Origin of the sequence: Brevibacterium sp. S22 (genome assembly GCF_004745485.1) — a bacterium.
Taxonomy (GTDB): Bacteria; Actinomycetota; Actinomycetes; order Actinomycetales; family Brevibacteriaceae; genus Brevibacterium.
Genome location: NZ_RHFG01000010.1, coordinates 1 through 23,709, shown reverse-complemented (window position 1 = coordinate 23,709; position 23,709 = coordinate 1). Strand labels below are relative to the sequence as shown.

The window sequence follows — 23,709 nt, the reverse complement described above, 5'->3', positions numbered from 1 at the left end:
ATCAGAAGCCACCTCCCAGAATTCCCGAAGGAAGGTTGAGCCCCAGCATCACCGCGAAGGCGATGTAGACCAGGGATGAGAACGTCAGAGCCAGGGTGAGGTCGAACAGAGGCTTCTTCGAGCCCATCGACCGGGCCACACACCAGAACAGGAGCGCGGCGGCGATGATCCAGCCGGCGAATTCGAGAATGAGGGCGAAGGCTGCGAACCCGCCGGCGCCCCACGCCAGCGACACGAAATCGCTGTGCGTGCGGTGCTTCGAATCGGCAGCCCGAGCCGCGGCCAGTGCGCGGCGGTCGTCTTCGGGCTCGTCCTCCTCGTGCGGGGACAGGCGGGAAGCCGCCACTGCCGAGGTGACCGGAGTCGAGAACGCCTTGTCCTCCTCGGCCGAGGCCGGCACATCGTCAGTGACGTCGACCGGTTCGGGATTGCGGATATAGGCGATGACCAGCAGGATCGTCAGCGCGTAACCGACGATCATGATGATCATCGGGAAGAACTGCGGACCCGGCTTGTCTGCGTCCTCAGCGACCTCCATGGTGAGGAGACCGACGAGCAGATAGGTCGAGAACGCTCCCATGATGAGCGGAACGAGCAGTCCCGACCGACCCTGCCACCAGGTCCCTTCGCCGAGGTGGCCCGTCCGGGCCGTGTTCGTCTTCGTCTGCGTGCTCACAGTCCCAGCTCCTTCAGCAGCTTCTCCACCCGGGAGGTGTCCTCCTTGATGAACTCGGCGAATTCGTCGCCGGTCAGCCACACATCGGTCCATTGGTTCCGATCGAGTGCGTCCTTCCATGCCGCGCTGCCGCGGGTCTTCTGCAGCACTTCGAGCAGCTGGGAGGATTCGTCGTCGGTGATGTCCGGGGCGCCGAGCCAACCCCGCCAGTTCGTCAGCGTGACCTCATAGCCCTGCTCGGACATGGTCGGAACGTCTTCGAAGCCCTTGACGCGTTCGGGCGATGCCACCCCGATGGCCTTGACCCGTCCGGCATCGATCTGGTCGGAGACCTCGTTGAAGCCGCAGGAGGCGAAGTCGGTCGTGCCTGAGAGCAGGGTCTGGATCGCCTCACCACCGCCGGACTTCGGGATGTAGGTGATGTCCGCGGCGGGGATCTTGCCGAGCAGAGCCAGCTGGGCGATCGTCAGGTGGTCGACGGAACCGGCCGAACCGCCTGTCCACACGAAGTCCTTCGGCTTCTTCTTCCATGCCGAGATGACGTCGTCGATCGTGTCGTAGGGAGCGTCGGCCGCGGCGATGAGCACGTCGTAGTCCTCTGCCACCCGCGCGAGCAGCGTCGTGTTGTCGAAGCCGACGGGAGACTTGTTCAGTGCGATGCCGCCGGTCATGGCGGTACCGGTCGCGAGGATCGTGTCCGCCTGGCCCTGCATGGTCGAGAATTTGCCGAGGCCGATGGTGCCGCCGGCTCCGGGGATGTTGACGACCTGGGCGTTGTTGGCGAGCCGGTCGACGCGCATGGCCTGCTGAGTCTCTCGGGCGAAGCCGTCCCAACCGCCGCCGGCGCCGGCCGGAGCGATGAGCGTGAGGTTCGAGGCCAGGTCACCCTTCGCCGAGGCGGCCTTGACCGAGTACGTTGTCGCCGTTCCGATCGCTGCCAGGGCGATCGCCCCATAGGCGATGCGACCGAACATACGTCGCGAGGGATGGGAGGATTCCGGCACGGAACCCTCGGGAGGTGACGCCTCTGGCACGGACTTCTCCTTTGAAGGCAGGTGTGATGTGAGACTCACCTTAGAGGTTCCTGAGTGTCGACTGCGAGCTTGTGCTCACTCTGCGCGTTCTGCTCATTGAGCGCATTGAGTGCATTCTGCGCACTGGCTGGTTCGCCGCTCGCTCACCGCTGCGGTCGAAGAACTCGTCGTGGGAGGCGTGATCATCAGCCGCTCCGGTGAGTGAGAGCAGTCGCTAGGGTAGTGGACATGACTGATTCTGATTCTCAGGCCTCCGCTGCCACAGCGCAGGCCACGACTCCGAGTGTCGCGTCGCAGATCACGAACCGGAGTGCCTCGGCATCGACCACGACCCCGACGGCGGCGCCGGTGGCGAAGAAGATTCCCTTCGAGCGCACGCACCACGGCCATACCTTCATCGACGACTACGAATGGATGCGTGAGAAGGAATCGCCCGAGGTCATCGCCCACCTCGAAGCTGAGAACGCCTGGACGAGTGCGCAGACCGCTCACCTTGACGGACTGCAGGATTCGATCTTCACCGAGATCAGAACGCGCATCAAAGAGACCGACATGTCCGTACCCAACCGGCGGGGGAGCTATTGGTACTTCTCCCGGACGAAGGCCGGACTCGACTACGGCATCAGCGTCCGCATTCCGATCTCCGGACCCGATGACTGGACCCCGCCGGAAGTCGGAGAAGAGCCGCTGCCCGGAGAGGAAGTCGTCTTCGACTCGAACATCGCAGCCGCCGGCCAGGAATTCTTCTCCCTCGGATCCTTCTCACTCTCGGACGACGGCAGCCGACTCCTCTACGGCGTCGACACCACCGGCGACGAACGCTACACCCTGCGTGTCCGCGATCTGGCCACGGGAGACGACCTCGCCGACACGATCGAAGGCACCTTCGCCGGAGCCTCCCTCGACCCGAGCGGACGCTTCGTCTTCTACACCACCGTCGACGACGCCTGGCGACCCGAGAAGGTGTGGCGCCATGCCGTCGGCACCGACAGCAGCGAAGACGTGTGCATCTTCGAAGAACCTGATGAGCGCTTCTTCGTCGGGTCGGGATTCTCGCGTTCTGGCCGGATGATGTTCGTCGTCACCGGATCGAAGACGACGACCGGATATTGGAGCCTCAGCGCCGACGACCTCGAAGCAGAGCCGCAGGAGATCTGGCCCCGAGTCGACGGTGTCGAATACACCGTCGAGCACGCCGTCATCGGCGGCGAGGACCGGTTCCTCATCACCCACAACCGCAATCGCGCCGACTTCGACCTCGTCGACGTCCCGGCCGGCGAGCCGACCGCGACCGGCCGTGAGGTCATCGCGCCCGGCGCCCATTCAGGCGGGAGTCATGAGCTGCGCATCGAAGACCTGCGCATCGAAGACGTCGACGCCTTCGCCGACTTCATCGTGCTCAGCTACCGCCGCGGCGGCTTCGCGCGCGTCGGCATCATCCGCCTGGGCGATCCCGCCTCTCCCTTCGGCCCGCTGCAGGAGCTGCCCTTCGGCCGGGAGACCGGAACGCTGCTGCTGGGCGGCAACCCCGAGTTCGCGCAGACGAGCATCCGACTGCACTTCACCTCCATGTCCACACCCGCCGTGCTCTATTCCCACAGCGTCGCAGACGGCACTGACACGGTTCTCAAACGTCAGCCGGTTCTCGGCTCCGTCGACCTGGCCGCCTACACGGAGACTCTGCTGTGGGCGAAGGCCGAGGACGGCACGGATATCCCGATCTCGATCGTCTGTCGCAGGGATCTCCACCGAATCGCCGATCACGACAGCTCCGCCTCGGTGATGGCGGGCGCGGGCGACGGCGGGGAGACGAGGAACGCCGGCTCCACCTCAGTGAAGGGGGAACCGGCGCCGCTGCTTCTCTACGGCTACGGCTCCTACGAAGCGAGCATGGATCCGTACTTCTCGGTCTCACGGCTGTCGCTGCTCGACCGCGGCGTCGTCTTCGCCATCGCGCATGTGCGCGGCGGCGGCGAAATGGGCCGGCATTGGTACGACGAAGGCAAGACCACGGCGAAGAAGAATACGTTCACCGACTTCATCGACGTCGCCCGCCACCTCATCGACACCGGCTGGACGAGTCCGGACCGGCTCGTGGCCAGCGGCGGATCGGCCGGCGGGCTGCTCATGGGCGCGATCGCGAACATGGCTCCCGAGCTCTTCGCCGGAATCAGCGCCGAAGTGCCCTTCGTCGACGCACTGACCTCGATCCTCATGCCCGAGCTGCCGCTGACCGTCATCGAATGGGAGGAATGGGGCGACCCGCTGCACGACCCGGAGGTCTACGAGTACATGCGCTCGTACTCCCCGTATGAGAACGTCGCCGAGGCGGCCTATCCGAAGATCTTGGCCGTGACCTCGCTCAACGACACCCGAGTCCTCTACGTCGAACCTGCGAAATGGGTGGCCCGACTCCGCGAGGTCGGTGCCGACGCCCTGCTCAAGACCGAAATGGTCGCCGGCCACGGCGGAGCCTCCGGACGGTACGACGCATGGAAGGAGATCGCCTTCGAGTACGCGTGGATCCTCGATGTGCTGGGACGATCTGATATCGAAACAGAGGCCTGAGAGGACGACTGTCGCCGCAGATAACGATACTGGGACGATTGTCTCCAAAACCCGGAATCGGCACCCGGCGTCAGTGCCGGGCCATAGAGTGGATATCATCACATTCGACGTGATGTGCGTCATGATCTCAGAAGGGTCTGAGGCCAGACGGCACATCATTCATCTGCATTGCCTGCATCCCCTTGAGCACGAGGGGCGGCGGCGTCGAATGCAGAATTCGTGACGGATCCGCACCGGCGGACCGAAATTCCGAAAGGGAGAAGAATGCGTCTCAGGAAATTGGCCACAGCGATTGTGGCGGTCGGTTCGATTCTTGCGGTTTCGGCCTGCTCCGGCGGCGATGGCGGTGACGGCGGCGGAAGTGACGACTCGTTTTCCATCGGCGTCTCTCAGCTCGTGCAGCACCCGGCGCTCGATGCCGCCACCGAAGGCTTCAAGAAGTCCTTCGAGGACGCCGGTGTCGAGGTGGAGTGGGATGTGCAGAACGCACAGGGCGAACAGGCCAACGCGACCTCGATCGCCCAGCAGTTCGCCAACGACGACCTCGACCTCGTGCTCGCCGTCGCCACCCCGGCTGCTCAGGCCGCAGCCCAGGCGATCACAGACAAGCCTGTGCTCTTCACCGCCGTCACCGACGCTGAAGAGGCCGGACTCGTCGACTCCGACGACAAACCAGGCGGCAACGTCACCGGCACCTCCGACCTCAACCCGGTCGAGGAGCAGCTCAAACTGGTCAAAGACGTCAAACCGGATGCGAAGACCGTCGGCATCGTCTACAGCTCCGGAGAGGTCAACTCGCAGGTGCAGGTCGATCTCGCGAAGAAGGCCGCGAAGGACCTCGATGTGAAGATCAAGGAAGCGACGATCGCGAATTCGGGCGAACTCGCACAGGCCGTGGACTCGCTCGGCAAGGTCGACGCCTACTACGTGCCCACCGACAACAACGTCGTCTCGGCCGTGTCGACGATGGTCCAGGCGGCAGAGAAGAACAAGGCTCTGCTCGTCGGGTCCGAAGCCGGCCAGGTCGAATCCGGGGCCGCTGTCACCCGCGGCATCGACTACACGAAGCTCGGTGAACAGACCGGCGAAATGGCGCTGAAGATCCTCCAGGACGGAACGAAGCCTGCCGAGATGGCCGTCGAAACCAGCTCGAACCTCGAACTCGTCGTCAACCCGAAGGCAGCCAAGGCGCAGGGCGTCGAGATTCCGAAGAAGCTCGTCGACGAGGCCGACAACGTCATCGAGTGATCAGAACTCGCCCCATCCCATGACTCGGTGCGCAGGGTCCTGAACTCTTCAACCGCACCGACGTCACCGGCCCCGAGGCGACCGGCAGTCCTGCCGAGCGCTTCGGGGCCACCACGAACCACACACCAGAAATGAACGGAAACCCATGTTCGGAGCATTGGAGCTCGGGCTCATCTACGGCGCGATGGCGCTCGGGGTCTATCTGACCTTCAAGGTCCTGAACTTCCCCGACCTCACCGTCGACGGAAGCTTCACCACGGGCGGCGCCACCGCAGCCTCCCTCATCATCGCCGGGGTCAACCCCTTCCTGGCCACCGCCGCCGCGATCGGCGCCGGACTCATCGCCGGTTACATCACCGGTCTGCTCCACACGAAAGGCGGCATCGACGGGCTGCTCGCCGGAATCCTCACCATGATCGGCCTGTGGTCGATCAACCTGCGGATCATGGGGAAGGCGAACCTGCCGCTCCTGCGAGAAGACACCGTGTTCACCCCGCTGCGCGAGAACATGCTGCTGGGCAGCTGGGTATCGATTGCGATCCTGCTCGCGTTCGCCCTCATCCTCAAATTCGCCGTCGATTGGTTCCTCACCACCGATCTCGGGCTGGCCATCCAGGCCACCGGCAACAACAGAGAGATGATCCGCAGCCTCGGCGTCAACACCGACAATTCGACGATGCTCACCCTGGCGCTGTCGAACGGATTCGTCGCCCTCTGCGGTGCGCTCGTCGCCCAGTACCAGGGATTCTCCGATATCAGCATGGGCATCGGCCTCATCCTCGTCGGACTCGCCTCGGTCATCCTCGGCCAGGCCGTCTTCGGCAGCCGCAATATCTTCATGGCCAGCCTCGGCGCGCTGCTCGGCTCTGTCTTCTACCGACTCATCATCTTCATGGCTCTGCGTGCGGGCCTGGATACGAACGATATGAAGCTGACCACCGCGCTGCTCGTGGTCATCGCACTGCTGCTGCCCAGGTGGGGCTTCCTCAAACGGATCCCATCACTGCGCGGCCGCGGAAACCGCGCAGCCGCCTCGGTGCCGCAGGGGACGACCGATATGAAGGACCCTGCCGAGGTCGCCGACATCTCCGCCGGCGCGACCGGTGCACGAGCTGGGAAGGAGATCTGAGACCCATGCTCAAGATCGACACCATCTCCAAGACCTTCTTCGCCGGCACCGTGAACGAACGCAAGGCACTGCAGAACCTTTCGCTCGAGCTCGACGAATCCGACTTCGTCACCGTCATCGGCTCCAACGGTGCGGGAAAATCGACGCTGCTCAACACCATCTCCGGACGTCTGCCCATCGATTCCGGCTCGATCACGATCGACGGCGCCGAGGTGTCCCGGATGCCCGAGTACAAGCGGGCGAGATATCTGGGCCGAGTCTTCCAGGATCCGATGGCCGGCACCGCTCCGGATCTCACGATCGAACAGAACCTGTCTCTTGCGCTCAAACGCGGAAAGCCGCGTGGACTGGGACGGGGGACGACCGCGGAGCGACGCGAACACTTCAAGGACGAGCTGGCCACGCTCGAGCTCGGGCTGGAGAACCGCCTGAAGACGAAGGTCGGGCTGCTCTCCGGCGGTCAGCGGCAGGCACTGAGCCTGCTCATGGCCGGATTCACTCAGCCGCGGATCCTGCTGCTCGATGAGCACACAGCGGCGCTCGACCCACAGCGGGCGGCCCTGGTGTCGGCGCTGACGAAGAAGATCGTCGAAGCTGACGGGCTGACCACGCTCATGGTCACCCACAACATGGAGCAGGCGATTGCGCTGGGCAACCGGCTGATCATGATGCACGAGGGCCGGATCATCTATCAGGCTTCGTCGGAGGAGAAGAAGGACCTGACCGTCGAGACGCTGCTGGGCGAATTCTCGAAACTCAAGGGAGCGACACTGGGCGACCGGGCACTGCTCAACTGAACCGAGACTTCACGCGCGGCCAGGTCGACGGCCTGCAGGCACGGACGAGTGGGCGGTTCGCACCGACAGGGTGTGGGCCGCCCTCTCTGCATACTCAGGCTCGTACCGATCCGCACTGGCGGGCTTTACCATCCGGTTGGTAAAGTAGCAGTATGGCAAGTGATGGACGGATGCGGATCCTGCAGGCGGCGAAGACCTTGGCCGAGGCGCATGATTCGGTGCAGGGCGTGACGATCTCGCTCGAGTCGGTCGCGCAGCAGGCGGGGCTGACGAAGCCGGGCCTGATGTATCACTTCCCGTCCAAGGAAGCGCTGATGCTCGGGCTCGTCGACCATGCCGCCGAAGACTGGGCGCAGCGACTGCGCACGCACACCGGGCACCCGAGCTACGAGCTGACGAGCTTCGAGCGGCATCGTGCCTATGTCACCGTCGCCACCACCGCCGAGCTCTCCCGGGCCGACTACTGGATCTTCTCCGACGCGCTCTACCATCCGAAGCTCGCGCGGGCATGGGGCGAGCACCTCGGCCCATGGTTCGACACCACGGGACTCGATGAGGGGGCGGTGTCTCTGCTGACCGCGGCTCGGTTCTGCGCCGACGGCGCATGGATGTCCGAAGCCACCGGCGTGTTTCCCTCCGATGATCTCGCCGCCGTGTGCAGGCATGCCCTCGCACTCATCGATGCCGCTGAGAGAACCGCCGAGAAGGAGGTGGCCGATTGAAGTCGAAGCGTCTGCTGCTGCTCGTCACAGCCATCCTCGCCGAGGTGGCTGCCACCCTGATGCTGCGTGCCTCGGTCTCCGACCCCGTGTGGATCCCCGGGGTCGTCGTCCTCTATGCCGCAGCCTTCTTCATCCTCGGGCTCACTCAGCGACTCGGCATGCCGCTCGGCACCGTCTACGCCACCTGGTCGGCCAGCGGGGTCGCCCTCGTCGCCATGCTCGGTGTTGTCTTCTTCGGTGAGTTCTTGGGCATCGGCGCCATCATCGGCATCGCCCTCATCATCATCGGCGTCATCCTCGTCGAATCCGGCGCTTCCGGGAAATCCGAGGCCGTCGATGCGGAGGTGGCCGAATGAGTTGGATGTGGTTGGCCCTGTCGATCCTCAGCGAGGTCGCCGGCACCCTGTGCCTGCGTGCGAGCGCCGGACTGCAGCGCAAGATCTGGTTCATCCCCGTGGCGCTCAGCTACACCGCAGCGTTCTTCTTCCTCGCGCGCACCCTTGCCGAGGGGATGCCACTCGGCGTCGCCTATGGTCTGTGGGCGGCCTGCGGAGTCGCGTTGGTCTGCTTGCTCTCCCGCGTGATCTGGAAGGACCCCCTGACGCGGAAGGCGCTCATCGGCATCGGCTTCATCACCGTCGGAGTCATCCTCGTCGAAATCGGCTGACCCGGTTCACCGATCGAAATCGGCTGACCCGGTTCACCGACCGAAATCGGCTGACCTGGCCGGGCCCAAACAGGTCTGAGGGGCCTCGGCACGGTCATTGGTTCGCCCGTTCGCTGCTGAGAATTTATTGTGAAGCCCTCAAGGAAACTGTTATCGTCCGAAGATATGACCCCTCTCAGATTCGACGACCACCACCGCTGGGGATGGTCGACCCCGAATCGAGAGCGCCCGAGCTGCGGCTTCGCCAATGATTCCTGGGAACCCGTGGCCGTCGGCTGGTGGGGCGGAGAGCCCTAGTCACTGATCGCCGATCCGCAGACCCTCTGCCTGATCGCCGACCGCCGGCCGGTCGCATCCACTGATCTTCCACTTCTCCCCGATGTGCGTTCATGCCATCGGGCCACGATGCGTATGCCTCCGTGCAGGCTCCGATCGATTTCGGCAGTTTCCGCAACAATCGAAAGAGTGTGAACCGACACATGACAGATGACTCCACCCGTACCGACGAACAGGATCGGGGGCCGGATCAGCAGTCCGACGCCACCACCGAGGCGGCTCGCCGTGCATCACGCGAACGGATCATGGCCGATGCCCGCAGGGTGAGGGACGACGCCAAACGCGTGGGGCGCGAGACCGGGCGCAACCTCGGCCAGTTCGACTACCGTCGCCCGCGCGGTCCCGTGAAAGCCGATCTCGAAGACACACACGGCCACTACCCGCACGACACCCACCCGATCCTCGTGCCCGGAATCGCCATCGACGAACAGCGGCGCAGATACTCGCTGGACAAGATCATCTTCGCCATCGCCGGCAGCCTCACTGTCGCCTTCGTCATCTGGGGCATCTCCAGCCCTTCCAGCGTCGCCGGCGTCGCTCAGACAGCCTATGACTGGGCCACGCTCAACATGGGATGGCTGTTCAACCTCGTCGCGATCATCATCCTGGTCTCTCTGCTCATCCTCGCGTTCTCTTCCTACGGCAAGATTCCCTTGGGCAAGGACGGGGAGAAGGCAGAATTCAGCACCTTCTCCTGGGTTGCCATGCTCTTCGCTGCGGGCATCGGCATCGGCGTCCTCTTCTTCGGGCCGTCCGAGCCCCTGACCTACTTCATCTCACCGCCGCCTGTGACGAATGATCCGGAGACCACTGAGGCGCTCCATGGTGCGATGGCCCAGACCTACTTCCACTGGGGCTTCCATGCCTGGGCGATGTACGCCCTCGTCGGCGGTGCCATCGCCTACGCCGCCTACCGTCGCGGTCGCTCGCTGCTGCTGTCCTCGATCTTCCAGACTCTGTTCGGCAAACGGCAGACCGAAGGTTTCGCCGGCAAGCTCGTCGACATCTTCGCGATCGTCGCCACTCTCTTCGGCACGGCCGCGGCGCTGGGCATCGCGGCGATGCAGATCGGCACCGGTGTCAGCATCGTCTCCGACGCGGGACCGATGACGAACAACGCCCTCGTCATCATCATCCTCGTCCTCACCCTCGGCTTCATCATCTCCGCGGTCTCCGGCGTCTCGAGGGGAATTCGATACCTGTCGTCGATCAACATCGTGCTGACCGTCGGCATCGTCGCACTCGTGCTGTTCCTCGGGCCTACGCTCTACCTGCTCAACCTGCTGCCGTCTGCGCTCATGGAGTACCTCGGTTCGATGTTCGACATGATGGGCCGGTCCCTGTCCTGGGGTGCCGAAACCCAGGAGTTCCAGTCCGTGTGGACCGTCTACTACTGGGCCTGGTGGATCTCCTGGTCGCCGTTCGTCGGCACCTTCATCGCCCGCATCTCCCGCGGCCGTTCGATCCGCCAGTTCATCCTCGGCACGATCTTCATTCCCTCGACGCTGCTCTTCGTCGCCTACGGAATCATGGGCGGCACCTCCATCTGGATGTACCGTTCCGGAGCATCAGGGTTCACCGACAGCATGGAAGCCCCCGAGGTGTTCTTCACCCTCATCGACAACCTGCCCTATGTCGAATGGCTGCCCTTCGTCGCCATCATCGTCCTGGCGATCTTCTTCATCACCTCCGCGGATTCCGCCTCGGTGGTCATGGGCATGCTCACCAGCCGTGGTGATCAGGAACCGAAGAAGTGGGTCGTCGTGTTCTGGGGTCTGGTGATGTCGGGCATCGCCGTGGTGATGCTGCTCCTCGGCGACGCCAGCGCACTCGAGGGGCTCCAGCAGCTCGTCATCGTCACCGCGGTGCCGTTCGCGTTCGTCATGCTCTTCATCATCGTCGCCTGGTTCAAGGAGCTGCGCACAGACCCGCTCGCCTTGCGACGTCGGTATGCGCTCAACGCGGTGGACAACGCCGTGGTCGCCGGTGCCGACGCCTATGGTGACGACTTCGCCCTCCAGGTCGTGCCCACCGAGCCCGGTGACGGCGCGAACGGCGGAATCGATTCCGAGCACGAGGACTACACCGACTGGTACCAGCGCACGGACGAGAACGGCGACCCCGTCGGCTTCGACTACGAAACCGGCGAATGGGCCGACGGGTGGACACCCGGAGACGATTCCACGGACACCGAGGATGCTGCGACGTCCGAGGACTCCACCGACACCGAGGCGGCCGCCGCCGCGACGACCGGCGCGGACTCCGGGACCGCCTCGGCGACCGAATCCGCCCCGGAGGCAGACCCCAGCTCCGACCGCAGAGAGGACCACTCATGACCACCCCGAACATCGTCGTCATCCAGGCCGACCAGATGGCCGCCCAGGCCTTGGGCGCCTACGGTGACGCGGCCGCGCTGACTCCGAACATGGATGCCCTGGCCGCCGACGGAGCCGTCTTCGACCGCGCGTACTGCAACACTCCGCTGTGCTCGCCGTCGCGGGCGTCGATGATGACCGGGCGGATGCCCTCGGAGATCGACTGCCTGGACAACGGCGATGACTTCGCCGCCTCCGTGCCGACCTTCGCCCACCGTCTGCGCATACTCGGCTACCACACCGCGCTGATCGGGCGGATGCACTTCATCGGCCCTGATCAGCACCACGGTTTCGAAGAGCGCCTGACCACGGACGTGTACCCGGCCGACCTCGATATGGTGCCCGACTGGAACCATCCTCTGGAGCAGAAGCTGCAGTGGTACCACGAAGCCGAGCCCGTGTTCACCGCCGGTGCCGCGACCGCGAACGTCCAGCAGGACTTCGACGACGAGGTGATCTTCAAGACCCTGCGTCACCTCAACGATCGCAAGCGCGCGAACCAGGCCGCCGGGACCGATCAGCCGTTCCTCATGGTCACTTCGTTCATCCACCCCCACGACCCGTATGAGCCGCCGAAGGCCAACTGGGACCGATTCGCCGAGGTGGCCATCCCGGATCCGGCACATCCTGAGGTTCCCGATCCGGCAGCGGATCCGCACAGCCACCGACTGCGCACGATGTGCGGCTTCGACGAACGCGAACCGGGCATCGACGATGTGCGCAGGGCCCGTCGTGCCTACTATGCGGCGGTGAACTACATCGACGATCACGTCGGAGCGATCAGGCGGAGGCTCGAGGAACTCGACCTGGCGGACAATACGGTCATCGTCGTCACCAGCGATCACGGCGACATGCTGGGGGAGAAGGGGCTGTGGTTCAAGATGTCGCCGTACGAACAGTCCTCCCGGGTTCCGCTGATCATCAATGGACCTGCCGAAGTGATCGCCCCGGGACGGTATGCGAACCCCGTCAGCCTCGTCGATCTCGCACCGACCCTGCTCGAGATCGCCCGCGGGAGTGCCGAGGGCACGGAGACATCCGACTCCGGGGCCGCCTCGGCGACGGATGAAGGTCTGACCGGAACCTCGATGCTCGATTCCGCCCGTCGGGAAGCCGCCGGCGAGCTCGGACCCGCGGATCGCGATGTCGTCATCGAGTACTTCGCCGAGGGCACCTACCGTCCGCAGGTCACTCTGGTGCGCGGGGACCACAAGCTCACGGTGTGCCCGGGCGACCCGGCGCTGCTCTTCGACCTGGCGTCGGACCCCGATGAGCTGGTCAATCGCGCCGCGGATCCGGCCTATGCCCAGACGCTGAAGGAGATGCGCGGGGAGCTCGAATCACGTTACGACCTCGAGCACCTCGAGGACCATGTGCTCGGATCGCAGCGCAGTCGTCAGCTCGTCGCCGATGCGCTCAAGGTCGGCCGGGTCCGTCACTGGGACTTCGACCCGGAACCGGAGCACGGCTACGTGCGCGGAGACTTCTGGTCGGCCTTCCGCTTCGGTAAGATCCCCGCCGAAAGCTGATCTCATACAGCATCCGGATCGGCCGGTGGGCAGTGCGCTCACCGGCCGATCTGCATCTATGGGTGTGCCGCAGCGGAAGCGTCTGTCTGTCCTGTGCGACCGGTGGCGAGCTCATGCGAGCGATTCATGATGTCTTCCATCGCTTCTGCAAATTCACGACGCCTGCGCTGGGTCCATCCCGCGGTGAGTTCGGAGAAGATCTGCTCCTGCCAGACGTGAGCATCTGCGAGCATGGACAGACCGGTACCGGTGACGCGTGTCTCCCGCCGCCTGGCATCCCGCGTCGGTCTGCTTCGCGAGTCCGAAGCCATCGGAAGCGTTTCGAGGATTCCGGCTTCTCTCGCGGTGTTGATCAGACGGGACGCACCGCTCTGATCGATTCCGATCTCGGCCGCCACGGCATTGACGGTGGTTGGGGCGCCCCGTTGTGACAGACCGTGAATCGCCTCGGCGACGAGGACGAGCCTGCCCTGCAGCGATGTCGTATCGGCCTTTGCCGAGAGCTGTCGCCGCGACCAATAGCGGACGAAAGAGAAGAGGCGCTGTCCCGGTCCGACAGTGCATCCGTCGTTGAGTTCGTCTCCCTGACCGCGAGCGGGGGCATCAGAAGGGGTCATTCGGTGGCCGCCATCTCTGAACAGACATAGGCAAGATCGAGGGCCGCCCTGAGATCCGGCAGTCGCAGGGCGGCCGTGACCTTCCCACCGCCGACCCGGAACACGGTGGCGACGCGCTGCGCTCTGTCAGTCGGTGATGCCGCAGGGCTGTTCGGCCAGGAGGCGTCTTCTTCCACGACCATCAGGCTGTCGCTGATCGGATGCCACGAACGAGGGACGAGCCGAATTCCCGACCGCTCCACCCACTCGCTGAACTGAGCGGGAGTGATCGGGCCAGCACCCTTCGGCCCGAGGACGACGATCGGATCGCCGACGGCGGAAGCAGATCGAGAGAGGTCCCCGTCGTTGACCGCTGCATGCCATTCGCCGATGGCCGCTTCCAACCGTGTGCTTTCGTCTCTGCTCATACGATCCAGTATATGCGAAACGCATACAAATGATCGAGAGGTGGATTGCTTGGGCTCGTGATTGCGGTTGCAGTCGGCCCCACGCCGCGGACATGAGCTGTGGCTGCCGGTGCCCAATCGAAGACAATTCACTTGCACATGGGTGAGTTGCGGGTCACATTCTCAGAAACCGGTGGCATCATTCGAGGTAGGAGGGATGCCATGACCATCTTTGAGTCGACATCTGAAGTTCCGCTCGGCGCGGAGACCACATACGACTGGCATGCTCGACCGGGTGCGCTGACCCGTCTCTCACCGCATTGGGCACAGGAGATCGTCGAAGAGAGCTATCCTCCGATCGCTCCGGGCTCGGTGGCGCAGGTGAAGACGAGCGTGCCCGGCACCTACGGACTGGTGCGACGGCCATTCAGCTCCGTGCACTCGGAGGGTCCGTCGCGATTCTCCTTCGTCGACGAGCTGAAGAAGGGTCCGCTGAGCCAGTGGAAGCACACGCACGAATTCACCTCGGTGGCGGGCGGAACGAAGATCGACGACCACGTCGAGTTCTCGATGGCACCGCAGGGCTTCGATGTCATCGATCGCGGTCTCACCCATTACCTCGAGGCCACGTTCGAGGCCCGGCACCGGCGCATGCTCATGGACATCGACTTCCTCGAATCGACGAACGCGCCCCTGCTGACTCGGAAGAAGGGCAAGCACATCCTCATCGCCGGAGGCAGCGGTCTGATCGGACGGCAGGTGGCCGCACTGTTCTCCACTGCCGGACATTTCGTCCGCCTCCTCGTGCGCGAGACCCCGAAGTTTCCGTATGAGGTGCACTGGAACCCTGATCTGGGAATTCTCAATCCACGCGACCTCGCGTGGGCGGATGCGGTGGTCCACCTCGGTGGGCGTTCCATCGCCACTCGATTCACCAAACATGCGAAGGACGAGATCTGGTCCTCGCGCATCGACTCGACGAGGCTGCTCGTCGAGACGATGCGCGGTCTGCCCGAGTCCAAGCGGCCTTCGGTCTTCGTCTGTGCCTCGGCCGTCGGCTACTACGGGTCGAAGGCGGATGAGCCGGTCGACGAATCGGGGCCGGTCGGCGACGGATTCCTCGCCGAGGTGTGCCAGAAGTGGGAAGAGACCGCGGCGGGTGTCGAAGATGCCGGGATCCGGCGCGTGTCGATCCGCACCGGGGTCGTGCTCAGCTCATTGGGCGGTCTGCTCAAACTGCAGGCGCCGCTGTTCCTCGCCGGTGCCGGCGGTCGTTTGGGCAGCGGCGAACAGGCCCTGGCATGGATCTCCCTCGACGACGTGGCCCGAGCCTATGTGCATGCGGTGTTGTATGACTATGTGCGCGGTCCGGTCAATGCCGTCGCTCCCGAACTCGTGTCACAGGCGGAATTCGCCGAGGCGCTCGCCGCCCACCTGCGTCGCCCCGCATGGATCCCGACACCCGGATTCATCACGGAGCTCATGCTCGGCCGCGATGGGGCGAAGGAACTGGCACTGGCCGATCAGAAGGTGGTGCCCGAGAAGCTCGAAGAGACCGGATATCAGTTCGCGCATCCGACGTTGGCTGACTGCTTCGATGAGGAGCTCGGCACAGGGGCGTAATACAGAGATCCCCTCCGTTCGGCATGGGAGCCGAGCGGAGGGGACTGTGTTTCGGGCGGGTCAGAAGCGCTTCGAGGCGATCTCGGCACCTTCGGTCAGGGACTGCAGCTTCGCGACGGCGATGTCCGGGTGGACGCGTCCGCCCAGACCGCAGTCGGTGGACGCCACGACGTTCTCAGGACCGACGAGACCAGCGAATCGGCCGATGCGTTCGGCGACGAGTTCGGGATGTTCGACGACGTTCGTCGAGTGAGAGACGATTCCGGGAATGATGTACTTGCCCTCGGGCAGCTTCTTCTCTTCCCAGATCCGCCACTCGTGCTCATGCCGGACGTTCGCGGCTTCGAAGGTGATGCCGGCGGCGTTGATCGAGAGCACCTGGTCGACGATCTCGTTGAACGGCAGGTCGGTGACGTGCGGTCCGTGCCAGGAACCCCAGCAGGTGTGCACACGCACCTGAGCCGGGTCGATTCCGCGCAGCGCATGGTTGAGCGCCTCGATGCGGATCTGGATGAACGCCCGGTAGTCATCGAACGACGGTTCCGGGTTGATCTGGTCGAAGTTCTCCGCCAGGGAGGGATCGTCGATCTGGACGGTCAGCCCCGCCTCGGTGATGGCGAGGTATTCCTCACGCAGCACATCGGCCCACGCCCAGATGAACTCCTCATCGCTTGAGTAGTGCTCGTTGGCGATGCGGGAGGCCGAACCGGGAGACAGCGCATTGATGTAGCCGGCGCGTTCGTCGTATCCGGCGGCGGCCAGACCGGTTTTGAGGTTCGCGATATCGCGATTGACCTGGTCCTGGCCGATGTAGCTGATCGGTCCCGTCGCCTTCGGGAACTGGGGCTGGGTCCCGGTGTCGGTGCCGGCATTGGGGTCCGTGTAGACATTCGGGAAGAGGTTGCGGTCGCGGCGGTCAGGCATGCTCGTGAGCACGATATTGCCCGGCGTCGAGCGGTTGGCAGGGATCTCCCAGAGGTCGATGTCGTGGAGTTCGAGCCCGCCGGTGCGGGCGAATGAATAGTGCCACCATGCGCCGTAGTCGAAGTCTGCGGCCATGGCGTGACCGTATTCGCCGTCATTGGGCAGTGAGATGCCCAGATCCTTCTGGCGCTTGACGAGGTCGGTGACGCTGGCGGCAAGGAGCTCGTCGAATTCCTGCTCCTGCTCCTGCGACACCGACTCGCCGGCCAGACGGGCGGTGTTCTGCGCCTGCTTGACCTTGTTGGCCTCGATGAGTTCGGGTGTGCGAGGTAAGGATCCCGCGTGGGATGTGCGAATCGTCGCCATGACTGACTCCTTTGGTCGATCGTGCGGTATGGCCGCGGCGGTTGTGCCGCAACAGTCCCCTTCAGGCAACCATATTCGTGACTGCGCATGTGTGTTCGCTGTCATCTTGGGTCACGTGTGCCGGCGGTCGAATCGTAGGGTAGGACCATGAGCTATGGACAGAGCAGTCACAGCAACGGCCCTTGGCAGAGTCAGCCTGCGGCGGGATCGCCGACGTACCCGTCGCCGTCATCGCACGCACCGGCACCCCGCGGCGCGCAGGAATCGCAACGTCCCGGATGGCTCGCGCGGTCTTTGTTGTGGTCAGCGCTCATCGTCGGGGCGCTCCCGGCGATGGTGCTGGCCCCGTTGAGCTTCACCGGAGGACAGGACACCATCGTTCTCTTCAGCGTCGGAATGATCGTAGCCGGAGGTCTGCGGCTGATCCTCGGCGCGATCGCCATCCTGCTGGTGAAGAATACGACGTGGGTGCGCAGGGCAGTCGGGGCGTTGGTCTTCGTGCTCGGCTGCCTCGCCCTGCTGGTCCTCAGCCCGCTGATGTCGATGATCGTCGGCATGACCGGAGCCGGACCGGCTGATTCGATGCTGACCATGACGGTCATCCAGGGGGTCGTGAGCGGGGTCTATCTGTCCGCAGTCTTCTGTGGGTGGAACATCGCCCGCAACCGTCGATGGTGGATCCTCGTCATCGCCGTCGCCCTCGCAGTCGTGCTCAACGTCGTCAACTCGATCTTCAATCAGATGCTGGCTTCTCAATTGGCAGGCGGAGTCGTCGTCACGGTAGTCGTTCAAGCCGTGTGGCTGGTCGCCACTTTCGGGGTTCTCGGCCTGTGTCATCTGCTCGGTCGAGTGCGCGGGGGAACGACGCCGATGCCAAGCGGGTCGGCTCCGATTCCGCAGCACGGCTATATACCTCAACAGGGCTACGCGCCTCTCCAAGGATACGCCGCGCAGCAGCATCCGCAGTCGGGCGGCTCCGTCCAGTCCCAGCCGAATCAGTGGCGGCCGGGGCCCGAACAATGGTCGCAGCATCATCAGTAGAGTCGGACGAGAAGGAGTCACGAGAAGCTCACACAACTGAGCGAGGAGATCGATGCTGCTATTCATCATCGCCGGTGAAGCACTGTTCTGGATACTCCTGCTCGCCGGAGTCTGTTTCAGGTACCTGCTGCGATGGCGCACTGCCTCGACGGTTCTCCTTGTTGCGACTCCCATCATCGACATCGTCATCATCATCCTGACGTACATCGATCTGGACCGGGGCGCATCATCAGACTTCAGCCATGGAATGGCCGCGTTCTACGTCGCTTTCTCCATCGTCTTCGGGCCCGAGGTCATCACCCGCGTCGACCGACGTTTCGCGAAGAAGCACTCCACCGATGCCCGCGTCGCGCCGGTGCCGACCCGCACCAGCCTCGCCTATTGGCTGCGGTGCCTGACCGCCTCGGCGATCACCATCGCCCTGCTGGCAGTCGGAATTGCGATCGCAGGCTGGTCGGACTCGTTCTGGCTGATCTATTGGACGATCGTCGCCCTCTTCACCGCGCTCGTCTGGGGCATAGTCGGACCGCTGCGTGATCGATGGCGCCGCAGCAAGGGCCGGAATGAGACACCCGCAGACTCACCTTCCTAGCTGCCGCACTTCCTGACTGTCGGGGCAAAAGGCGAGACGCGAAACGGCCCCTCAGCCTCGAGGAGACCAATGGCAGCTGGTCATGTCGGGGCCGAGAGGCCGTCTCAGCGTCAGTGTTCGGCGGTTATCGCTCAGACCGCGGTTTCGGTCACCGCTGCAACGCTTCCGCCGAACTGGTTCGGCAGGGTGCCCTCGTGGGTCGCACGCAGCTCGTCGAGGCCGATCGAGAAGTGATCGACGATGTCGAGGCTCGGCTCCGGATCACCGGCGTCGGTCATACCGATGCGCACGAACGGGAATCGGCGGGCCGTGCACATGTCCTTGAACCGGACCTCCTCCGAACGCGGCACGGCCACGATCGCCCGAGCCGTCGACTCAGAGAACAGTGCGGTGAACACGTCGACGCCGTCACGCTCGCACACTTCGTCGAGCCAGATCCGCGCGCCCGTGCCGAAGCGCAGGCAGGACTCGACGAGTGCCTGCGACAGACCGCCCTCGGACAGGTCGTGGGCGGCATCGATCATTCCGTCACGTGAGCAGTTGATGAGGATCTCGCTGAGCTCCTTCTCCTCCGCTGGCTTGTACTGCGGAGGAACCCCGCCGAGGTGGTCGGCCGTGACGTCGGCCCACGCGGAACCGTCGAGCTCTGCCTCGGTGGTGCCGAGCAGATAGATGGTCTGACCCGGCTCCTGCCAGCCGCTCGGGGTGGCGCGGGTGACGTCGTCGAAGACGCCGAGCACACCGACGACCGGGGTCGGGTGGATGGCGACTCCGCCGGTCTGGTTGTACAGGGACACGTTGCCGCCGGTGACGGGGATGCTCAGATCCTTGCAGGCTTCGGCGAGGCCTTCGACTGCCTGCGCGAACTGCCACATGATCGCCGGATCCTCGGGCGAGCCGAAGTTCAGGCAGTCGGTGACCGCGCGCGGGATGGCACCGGAGGTGGAGACGTTGCGGTACGCCTCGGCCAGCGCCAGCTGGGCTCCGCGGGCCGGATCGAGGAATGTGTAGCGACCGTTGGCGTCGGTGGCGATGGCCACGCCCAGCCCGGTCTCCTCGTCGACGCGGACGACTCCGGCATCGTCGGGGAACGCCTGCGCGGTGTTGCCCTGAACGTATTTGTCGTACTGGGAGGTGATCCACGATTTCGAGGCCAGGTTCGGGGATCCGGCGAGCTGCAGCATCGTCGAGCGCAGCTCCTCATCGGACTCGGGCTTTGCCAGGCCCGCGGCTGCAACGGTGTCGGCGGCCACCTCGGCGGTCCATGAGGGCTCGTTCATGGGGCGGTTGTAGACAGGACCATCGTGAGCGACGGAACGCGGAGGCACGTCGACGATGACGTCGCCGCGCCATTCGATGATGAGCCGACCGGTGTCGGTGACCTCGCCCAGCACGGAGGTTTCGACCTCCCACTTGCCGACGATCGCGAGGAACTCCTCGAGCCGGTCGGGACGGACGACGGCCATCATGCGCTCCTGCGACTCCGACATGAGGATCTCCTCAGGGGTCAGAGTCTCGTCGCGCAGCAGCACGTCGTCCAGCGCGATGTGCATTCCGCCGTCGCCGTTCGAGGCCAGCTCCGAGGTGGCGCAGGAGATTCCGGCGGCACCGAGGTCCTGGATGCCTTCGACGACACCGGCGTGGAAGAGTTCGAGGCAGCATTCGATGAGCACCTTCTCGGCGAAGGGGTCGCCGACCTGCACTGCTGGGCGCTTCGAAGGCTTCGTATCGTCGAAGGATTCCGACGCGAGGATCGAGGCTCCGCCGATGCCGTCGCCACCGGTGCGAGCACCGAAGAGGACGACCTTGTTGCCCTGGCCCGAAGCATTGGCCAGACGGATGTCCTCATGCCGCATGACACCGACGGCCAGGGCGTTGACCAGGGGGTTTCCCTGGTAACTGGGGTCGAAGACGGTTTCGCCGCCGATGTTGGGAAGGCCCAGGGAGTTGCCGTAGTTGCTGATGCCTGCAACGACGCCGTGGAGGACGCGGGCGGTGTCGGGGTGGTCGATGCGTCCGAAGCGCAGCTGATCCATCACTGCCACCGGGCGGGCGCCCATCGAGATGATGTCGCGCACGATTCCGCCGACACCCGTGGCCGCACCCTGATGGGGTTCGACGAAGCTGGGGCTGTTGTGGCTCTCGACCTTGAACGTCACTGCCCAGCCGTCGCCGATGTCGACGACGCCGGCATTCTCGCCGATGCCGACCAACAGGTGCTTCTTCATGTCCTCGGTGACTTTGTCACCGAATTTCGAGAGGTGGACCTTCGAGGACTTGTACGAGCAGTGCTCGGACCACATGACCGAGTACATCGCCAATTCCGCCGAGGTGGGGCGACGTCCGAGGATCTCCTTGATCTGCTCGTATTCGTCGGCCTTGAGGCCGAGATCGGCGTAAGGCTGATCGACATCGGGATTCGCCGCAGCGAACTCGACCGTCTCCTTGACCTGCTTCGCATTGTCCTGCGCGGATTCGACCTGCGTGGAATCCGCAGAACTGAGGTTTGACGACATGTCCTCTAAGGGGCCCTTTCATACGACACGGCACTCTCGCCCAATCTTAGCCGTGTCGCCATCACACGGGCGAAGCGCGTCCACGGCCCGCCGACGGACAACTCGGCCCGGCCCCGGGCAGGGAGGGGAGACGGCCACGGTCAGGGAACGGAGACGTCCACGGTCGGCCGCCTCGGCGAGGGAGCACCCGGCGTCCACAATTAGAATGGGGGCTATGGCAACTCCCAAGATCGTCTTGTTCTATGTCTTCACCCCGCTGCCCGACCCCGAAGCGGTCAAGTTGTGGCAGCACACCCTGGCAGAGAGCCTCGGGCTCAAGGGGCGGATCATCATCTCCAAGGACGGCATCAATGCCACTGTCGGCGGGGACATCTTCGATGTGAAGCAGTATGTGCGGGCGACGAAATCCTATGCGCCGTTCAAAGGTGCGGACATCAAGTGGTCGAACGGCCAGGGCGATGACTTCCCGCGCCTGAGCGTGAAGGTGCGCAGCGAGTTGGTCACCTTCGGCACTCCGGACGAGATCACGGTGACAGAAGACGGAGTCGAAGGCGGCGGTCAGCATCTCAAACCGGGAGCCCTGCACAAACTCCTCGATGAACGCGGCGAGGACGTCGTCTTCTTCGACGGTCGCAATGCGATGGAGGCGCAGATTGGGAAGTTCCGGGACGCGATCGTCCCCGACACGGACACGACGCGTGACTTCATCGCCGAGATCGAATCCGGCAAATACGACGACCTCAAGGACAAACCCGTCGTCACCTACTGCACCGGCGGGATCCGCTGCGAGGTGCTGTCCGTGCTGATGAAGAACCGCGGATTCGAAGAGGTCTATCAGCTCGACGGCGGTATCGTCCGCTACGGCGAGACCTTCGGCAGCTCCGGCTACTGGGACGGCTCCCTCTACGTCTTCGACAAGCGCATGCACGTCGAGTTCGGCGACAACGTCGAATCGATCGGCCACTGTGTGTCCTGCGATACGAAGACTCCGGAGTTCGTCAACTGTGCGAACCTCGAGTGCCGCAAGCAGTACCTGCGGTGCGCCGAATGCACGGACAAGGGCCTGCAGCCCTACTGTGTCGACTGCGTCGAGCAGGGGATCCCCGCCGAGGCGGCCGCCGGCTGACGACGTGACCCGAGCAGCTGGTCGGCACGCAGCATCGCTTCAGTTCGGTGAACCTGCAGCAGCATGGTCCCTGCGCCGAGCTGCTGCAGGTTCACCAAGCCGGGGATGGTGGGCCGCCGTCGAGCTCAGCGCAGCAGGTGCTTGGCGGCGGCCTCGATATCGGTCCATCTGAAATCGAATCCGGCGGCTTCGAGTCGTGCGGGCAGCACCCACCGGCTCTTGAGCACGAGTTCCGACTCTTGGCGCAGGACGATCATTCCGGTCTCAAGCAGCCACCGCGGGGCAGGAATCCCCACCGGCATACGCACTGCTTTGCGCAGCGCTTTCATCAGCGAGCGGTTGTCAGAGACCTGGGGGTTCGAGACGTTGATCGGGCCGCTGAGCTCCTCATGCTCGTCGATGAAACGGATTGCGCGGAGCACGTCCTCGATATGAACCCAGCTGAATCGCTGCCGCCCATGAGTCGGCGGGTGCCCACGCCAGACCGTCGGCCCTGACGCTTGCGGGCCGATCCCGCGATAGCGCCTGTGCGGAAACCACCACCCCTCATGTTGGGCTCCGCCGGCTCCAGACCTGGCCGCGGTCGCCAACATGTTCAACGCTGCTCCGTCACCGAGCACGATCGCCATCCGCAGAGCGACTCTTCTGGTCGCGGGCAGGGACCCGGCGAAGAACTCCTTCTCCCAGGCTTTGGCGATGTCGACCGAGAACCCCTCGCCGATGTCACCGTCGTCCTCGGTCTGGGGGCGGTCCATAGCGTGGCGGTAGATGGTCGCCGTGCTCGAATTGATCCACAGACGCGGCGGCGCCGAGGCGGCTGCCACCGCAGCATGGAGAGCGCGAGTCGAGTCGACGCGGGAGTCCCAGATGACTTGCCGGTTCGCATCCGTGTACCGGCACCCGACGCTGCGGCCCGCAAGGTTGATGAGCAGGTCGGCGCCGTCGATGAGTTCGGCGATACCGTCGGGGTCTTCCCATGTGACGGTGGACCGGGCAGGGGAGCGGCCGATCATTCGAGTCTCGTATCCCCGGGACCGCAATGCAGTGAGAACCTCGCCGCCGATGAACCCCGAAGCCCCGGCGATGACCGCAATCGGACTCCTGGAATCTGCAGCGACTGCAGTCTCGCCGGTCGTGGCTGTCGAGTTGGCCGCTGTGGTCTCGGACTCGGACGGATCGACAGGCGCGGATGACTGATCATCGGACTTCGTACTCATAGACAGACGCTAACACCGGGCACAGTCCGGGGGGCCGATAACGGGGCGACTAGGTATGTGGTGGGTGTCACGTGGGGAAAGTTGGTTGTGGATCGGAGTGCCTCATGTCAAGATCCCCGGGAAATGAGGCCGTGCCTCACAGACATTTTCCCCGCCAGCCGGGTCTTAACCGGCCCGGGTGTGATGGACCTTGATGCCCGCGGGATCCGGCAGGGCTTGG

General features: G+C 64.4%; 21 protein-coding genes. 14 read left to right on the top strand and 7 right to left on the bottom strand.

Annotated features, from left to right (window positions below; translation table 11 throughout):
- Position 1 precedes the first annotated feature (1 nt).
- Complete coding sequence (locus EB835_RS10245) at positions 2–676, bottom strand: tripartite tricarboxylate transporter TctB family protein (protein WP_240688667.1); 675 nt, start codon at positions 674–676, stop codon at positions 2–4.
- On the bottom strand, positions 673–1,710 hold the full coding sequence (locus tag EB835_RS10240) for a Bug family tripartite tricarboxylate transporter substrate binding protein (RefSeq protein WP_240688666.1): 1,038 nt from the start codon (positions 1,708–1,710) through the stop codon (positions 673–675). The genes EB835_RS10245 and EB835_RS10240 overlap by 4 nt, the downstream gene beginning before the upstream one ends.
- 228 nt (positions 1,711–1,938) lie before the next feature.
- Here EB835_RS10240 and EB835_RS10235 point away from each other — a divergent pair, with 228 nt between their 5' ends.
- The 10 genes from EB835_RS10235 (at position 1,939) to betC (ending at position 13,081) form a co-directional block, all read left to right on the top strand.
- A complete protein-coding gene (locus EB835_RS10235) occupies positions 1,939–4,278 on the top strand; it encodes a S9 family peptidase (protein ID WP_135809370.1) in 2,340 nt (779 codons plus the stop codon).
- Between the two features lie 264 nt (positions 4,279–4,542).
- Positions 4,543–5,526: an ABC transporter substrate-binding protein gene (locus EB835_RS10230; protein ID WP_135809369.1), complete on the top strand. Its 984-nt coding sequence runs from the start codon at positions 4,543–4,545 to the stop codon at positions 5,524–5,526.
- 145 nt (positions 5,527–5,671) lie between these two features.
- Positions 5,672–6,655: an ABC transporter permease gene (locus EB835_RS10225; RefSeq protein ID WP_135809368.1), complete on the top strand. Its 984-nt coding sequence runs from the start codon at positions 5,672–5,674 to the stop codon at positions 6,653–6,655.
- A gap of 5 nt (positions 6,656–6,660) precedes the next feature.
- Complete coding sequence (locus tag EB835_RS10220; protein ID WP_135809367.1) at positions 6,661–7,452, top strand: ABC transporter ATP-binding protein; 792 nt, start codon at positions 6,661–6,663, stop codon at positions 7,450–7,452.
- Positions 7,453–7,604: 152 nt separating this feature from the next.
- Positions 7,605–8,174: a TetR/AcrR family transcriptional regulator gene (locus EB835_RS10215; protein WP_135809366.1), complete on the top strand. Its 570-nt coding sequence runs from the start codon at positions 7,605–7,607 to the stop codon at positions 8,172–8,174.
- Positions 8,171–8,530, top strand: coding sequence for a DMT family transporter (locus EB835_RS10210; protein ID WP_135809365.1), 360 nt, complete (start codon positions 8,171–8,173; stop codon positions 8,528–8,530). The genes EB835_RS10215 and EB835_RS10210 overlap by 4 nt, the downstream gene beginning before the upstream one ends.
- A complete protein-coding gene (locus EB835_RS10205; protein WP_135809364.1) occupies positions 8,527–8,841 on the top strand; it encodes a DMT family transporter in 315 nt (104 codons plus the stop codon). The genes EB835_RS10210 and EB835_RS10205 overlap by 4 nt, the downstream gene beginning before the upstream one ends.
- Before the next feature lie 165 nt (positions 8,842–9,006).
- Complete coding sequence (locus EB835_RS20780; protein ID WP_276605997.1) at positions 9,007–9,138, top strand: hypothetical protein; 132 nt, start codon at positions 9,007–9,009, stop codon at positions 9,136–9,138.
- Positions 9,139–9,320: 182 nt separating this feature from the next.
- Positions 9,321–11,513 carry a BCCT family transporter gene (locus tag EB835_RS10200; protein ID WP_240688665.1) on the top strand — a complete coding sequence of 731 codons (2,193 nt, stop codon included), beginning with the start codon at positions 9,321–9,323 and terminating at the stop codon, positions 11,511–11,513.
- On the top strand, positions 11,510–13,081 hold the full coding sequence (gene betC / locus EB835_RS10195; RefSeq protein ID WP_135809363.1) for a choline-sulfatase: 1,572 nt from the start codon (positions 11,510–11,512) through the stop codon (positions 13,079–13,081). The genes EB835_RS10200 and betC overlap by 4 nt, the downstream gene beginning before the upstream one ends.
- Positions 13,082–13,137: 56 nt before the next feature.
- Here the strand turns inward: betC and EB835_RS10190 are convergent, their stop codons facing one another.
- Positions 13,138–13,698: a MarR family winged helix-turn-helix transcriptional regulator gene (locus EB835_RS10190; protein WP_135809362.1), complete on the bottom strand. Its 561-nt coding sequence runs from the start codon at positions 13,696–13,698 to the stop codon at positions 13,138–13,140.
- Complete coding sequence (locus tag EB835_RS10185; RefSeq protein WP_135809361.1) at positions 13,695–14,105, bottom strand: hypothetical protein; 411 nt, start codon at positions 14,103–14,105, stop codon at positions 13,695–13,697. Before EB835_RS10185 ends, EB835_RS10190 begins: the two co-directional genes overlap by 4 nt.
- 201 nt (positions 14,106–14,306) lie before the next feature.
- Here EB835_RS10185 and EB835_RS10180 point away from each other — a divergent pair, with 201 nt between their 5' ends.
- Complete coding sequence (locus tag EB835_RS10180; RefSeq protein ID WP_135809360.1) at positions 14,307–15,707, top strand: TIGR01777 family oxidoreductase; 1,401 nt, start codon at positions 14,307–14,309, stop codon at positions 15,705–15,707.
- A gap of 60 nt (positions 15,708–15,767) precedes the next feature.
- Here the strand turns inward: EB835_RS10180 and EB835_RS10175 are convergent, their stop codons facing one another.
- Positions 15,768–16,997 (bottom strand): cobalamin-independent methionine synthase II family protein, encoded by a 1,230-nt coding sequence (locus EB835_RS10175; protein WP_135809359.1) that lies wholly within the window; start codon positions 16,995–16,997, stop codon positions 15,768–15,770.
- Between the two features lie 147 nt (positions 16,998–17,144).
- Between EB835_RS10175 and EB835_RS10170 the strand changes: the two genes are divergently transcribed.
- Positions 17,145–18,038 (top strand): hypothetical protein, encoded by an 894-nt coding sequence (locus EB835_RS10170; protein WP_135809358.1) that lies wholly within the window; start codon positions 17,145–17,147, stop codon positions 18,036–18,038.
- 52 nt (positions 18,039–18,090) lie between these two features.
- Positions 18,091–18,630, top strand: a complete 540-nt coding sequence (locus EB835_RS10165; protein ID WP_135809357.1) for a hypothetical protein — start codon at positions 18,091–18,093, stop codon at positions 18,628–18,630.
- A 131-nt stretch (positions 18,631–18,761) separates the two neighbouring features.
- Here the strand turns inward: EB835_RS10165 and purL are convergent, their stop codons facing one another.
- Entirely contained in the window at positions 18,762–21,146 is a 2,385-nt protein-coding gene (purL, locus tag EB835_RS10160; RefSeq protein WP_135809356.1) for a phosphoribosylformylglycinamidine synthase subunit PurL, read from the bottom strand.
- A gap of 214 nt (positions 21,147–21,360) precedes the next feature.
- Here purL and EB835_RS10155 point away from each other — a divergent pair, with 214 nt between their 5' ends.
- Positions 21,361–22,272 carry an oxygen-dependent tRNA uridine(34) hydroxylase TrhO gene (locus EB835_RS10155; protein ID WP_135809355.1) on the top strand — a complete coding sequence of 304 codons (912 nt, stop codon included), beginning with the start codon at positions 21,361–21,363 and terminating at the stop codon, positions 22,270–22,272.
- A gap of 125 nt (positions 22,273–22,397) precedes the next feature.
- On the opposite strand, the gene EB835_RS10150 is transcribed toward EB835_RS10155, so the two are convergent.
- Positions 22,398–23,489: an epimerase gene (locus tag EB835_RS10150; protein ID WP_135809354.1), complete on the bottom strand. Its 1,092-nt coding sequence runs from the start codon at positions 23,487–23,489 to the stop codon at positions 22,398–22,400.
- Positions 23,490–23,709: the final 220 nt, after the last annotated feature.

Coding starts and splice junctions, on each gene's coding strand:
- EB835_RS10180 (WP_135809360.1), top strand. CDS start 14,307: ATGACCATCTTTGAGTCGACATCTGAAGTTCCGCTCGGCGCGGAGACC.
- EB835_RS10170 (WP_135809358.1), top strand. CDS start 17,145: ATGAGCTATGGACAGAGCAGTCACAGCAACGGCCCTTGGCAGAGTCAG.
- EB835_RS10200 (WP_240688665.1), top strand. CDS start 9,321: ATGACAGATGACTCCACCCGTACCGACGAACAGGATCGGGGGCCGGAT.
- EB835_RS10225 (WP_135809368.1), top strand. CDS start 5,672: ATGTTCGGAGCATTGGAGCTCGGGCTCATCTACGGCGCGATGGCGCTC.
- EB835_RS10220 (WP_135809367.1), top strand. CDS start 6,661: ATGCTCAAGATCGACACCATCTCCAAGACCTTCTTCGCCGGCACCGTG.
- EB835_RS10150 (WP_135809354.1), bottom strand. CDS start 23,489: ATGAGTACGAAGTCCGATGATCAGTCATCCGCGCCTGTCGATCCGTCC.
- EB835_RS10230 (WP_135809369.1), top strand. CDS start 4,543: ATGCGTCTCAGGAAATTGGCCACAGCGATTGTGGCGGTCGGTTCGATT.
- EB835_RS10155 (WP_135809355.1), top strand. CDS start 21,361: ATGGCAACTCCCAAGATCGTCTTGTTCTATGTCTTCACCCCGCTGCCC.
- EB835_RS10235 (WP_135809370.1), top strand. CDS start 1,939: ATGACTGATTCTGATTCTCAGGCCTCCGCTGCCACAGCGCAGGCCACG.
- EB835_RS10175 (WP_135809359.1), bottom strand. CDS start 16,997: ATGGCGACGATTCGCACATCCCACGCGGGATCCTTACCTCGCACACCC.
- EB835_RS10165 (WP_135809357.1), top strand. CDS start 18,091: ATGCTGCTATTCATCATCGCCGGTGAAGCACTGTTCTGGATACTCCTG.
- betC (WP_135809363.1), top strand. CDS start 11,510: ATGACCACCCCGAACATCGTCGTCATCCAGGCCGACCAGATGGCCGCC.
- EB835_RS20780 (WP_276605997.1), top strand. CDS start 9,007: ATGACCCCTCTCAGATTCGACGACCACCACCGCTGGGGATGGTCGACC.
- EB835_RS10190 (WP_135809362.1), bottom strand. CDS start 13,698: ATGACCCCTTCTGATGCCCCCGCTCGCGGTCAGGGAGACGAACTCAAC.
- EB835_RS10185 (WP_135809361.1), bottom strand. CDS start 14,105: ATGAGCAGAGACGAAAGCACACGGTTGGAAGCGGCCATCGGCGAATGG.
- EB835_RS10215 (WP_135809366.1), top strand. CDS start 7,605: ATGGCAAGTGATGGACGGATGCGGATCCTGCAGGCGGCGAAGACCTTG.
- purL (WP_135809356.1), bottom strand. CDS start 21,146: ATGTCGTCAAACCTCAGTTCTGCGGATTCCACGCAGGTCGAATCCGCG.
- EB835_RS10205 (WP_135809364.1), top strand. CDS start 8,527: ATGAGTTGGATGTGGTTGGCCCTGTCGATCCTCAGCGAGGTCGCCGGC.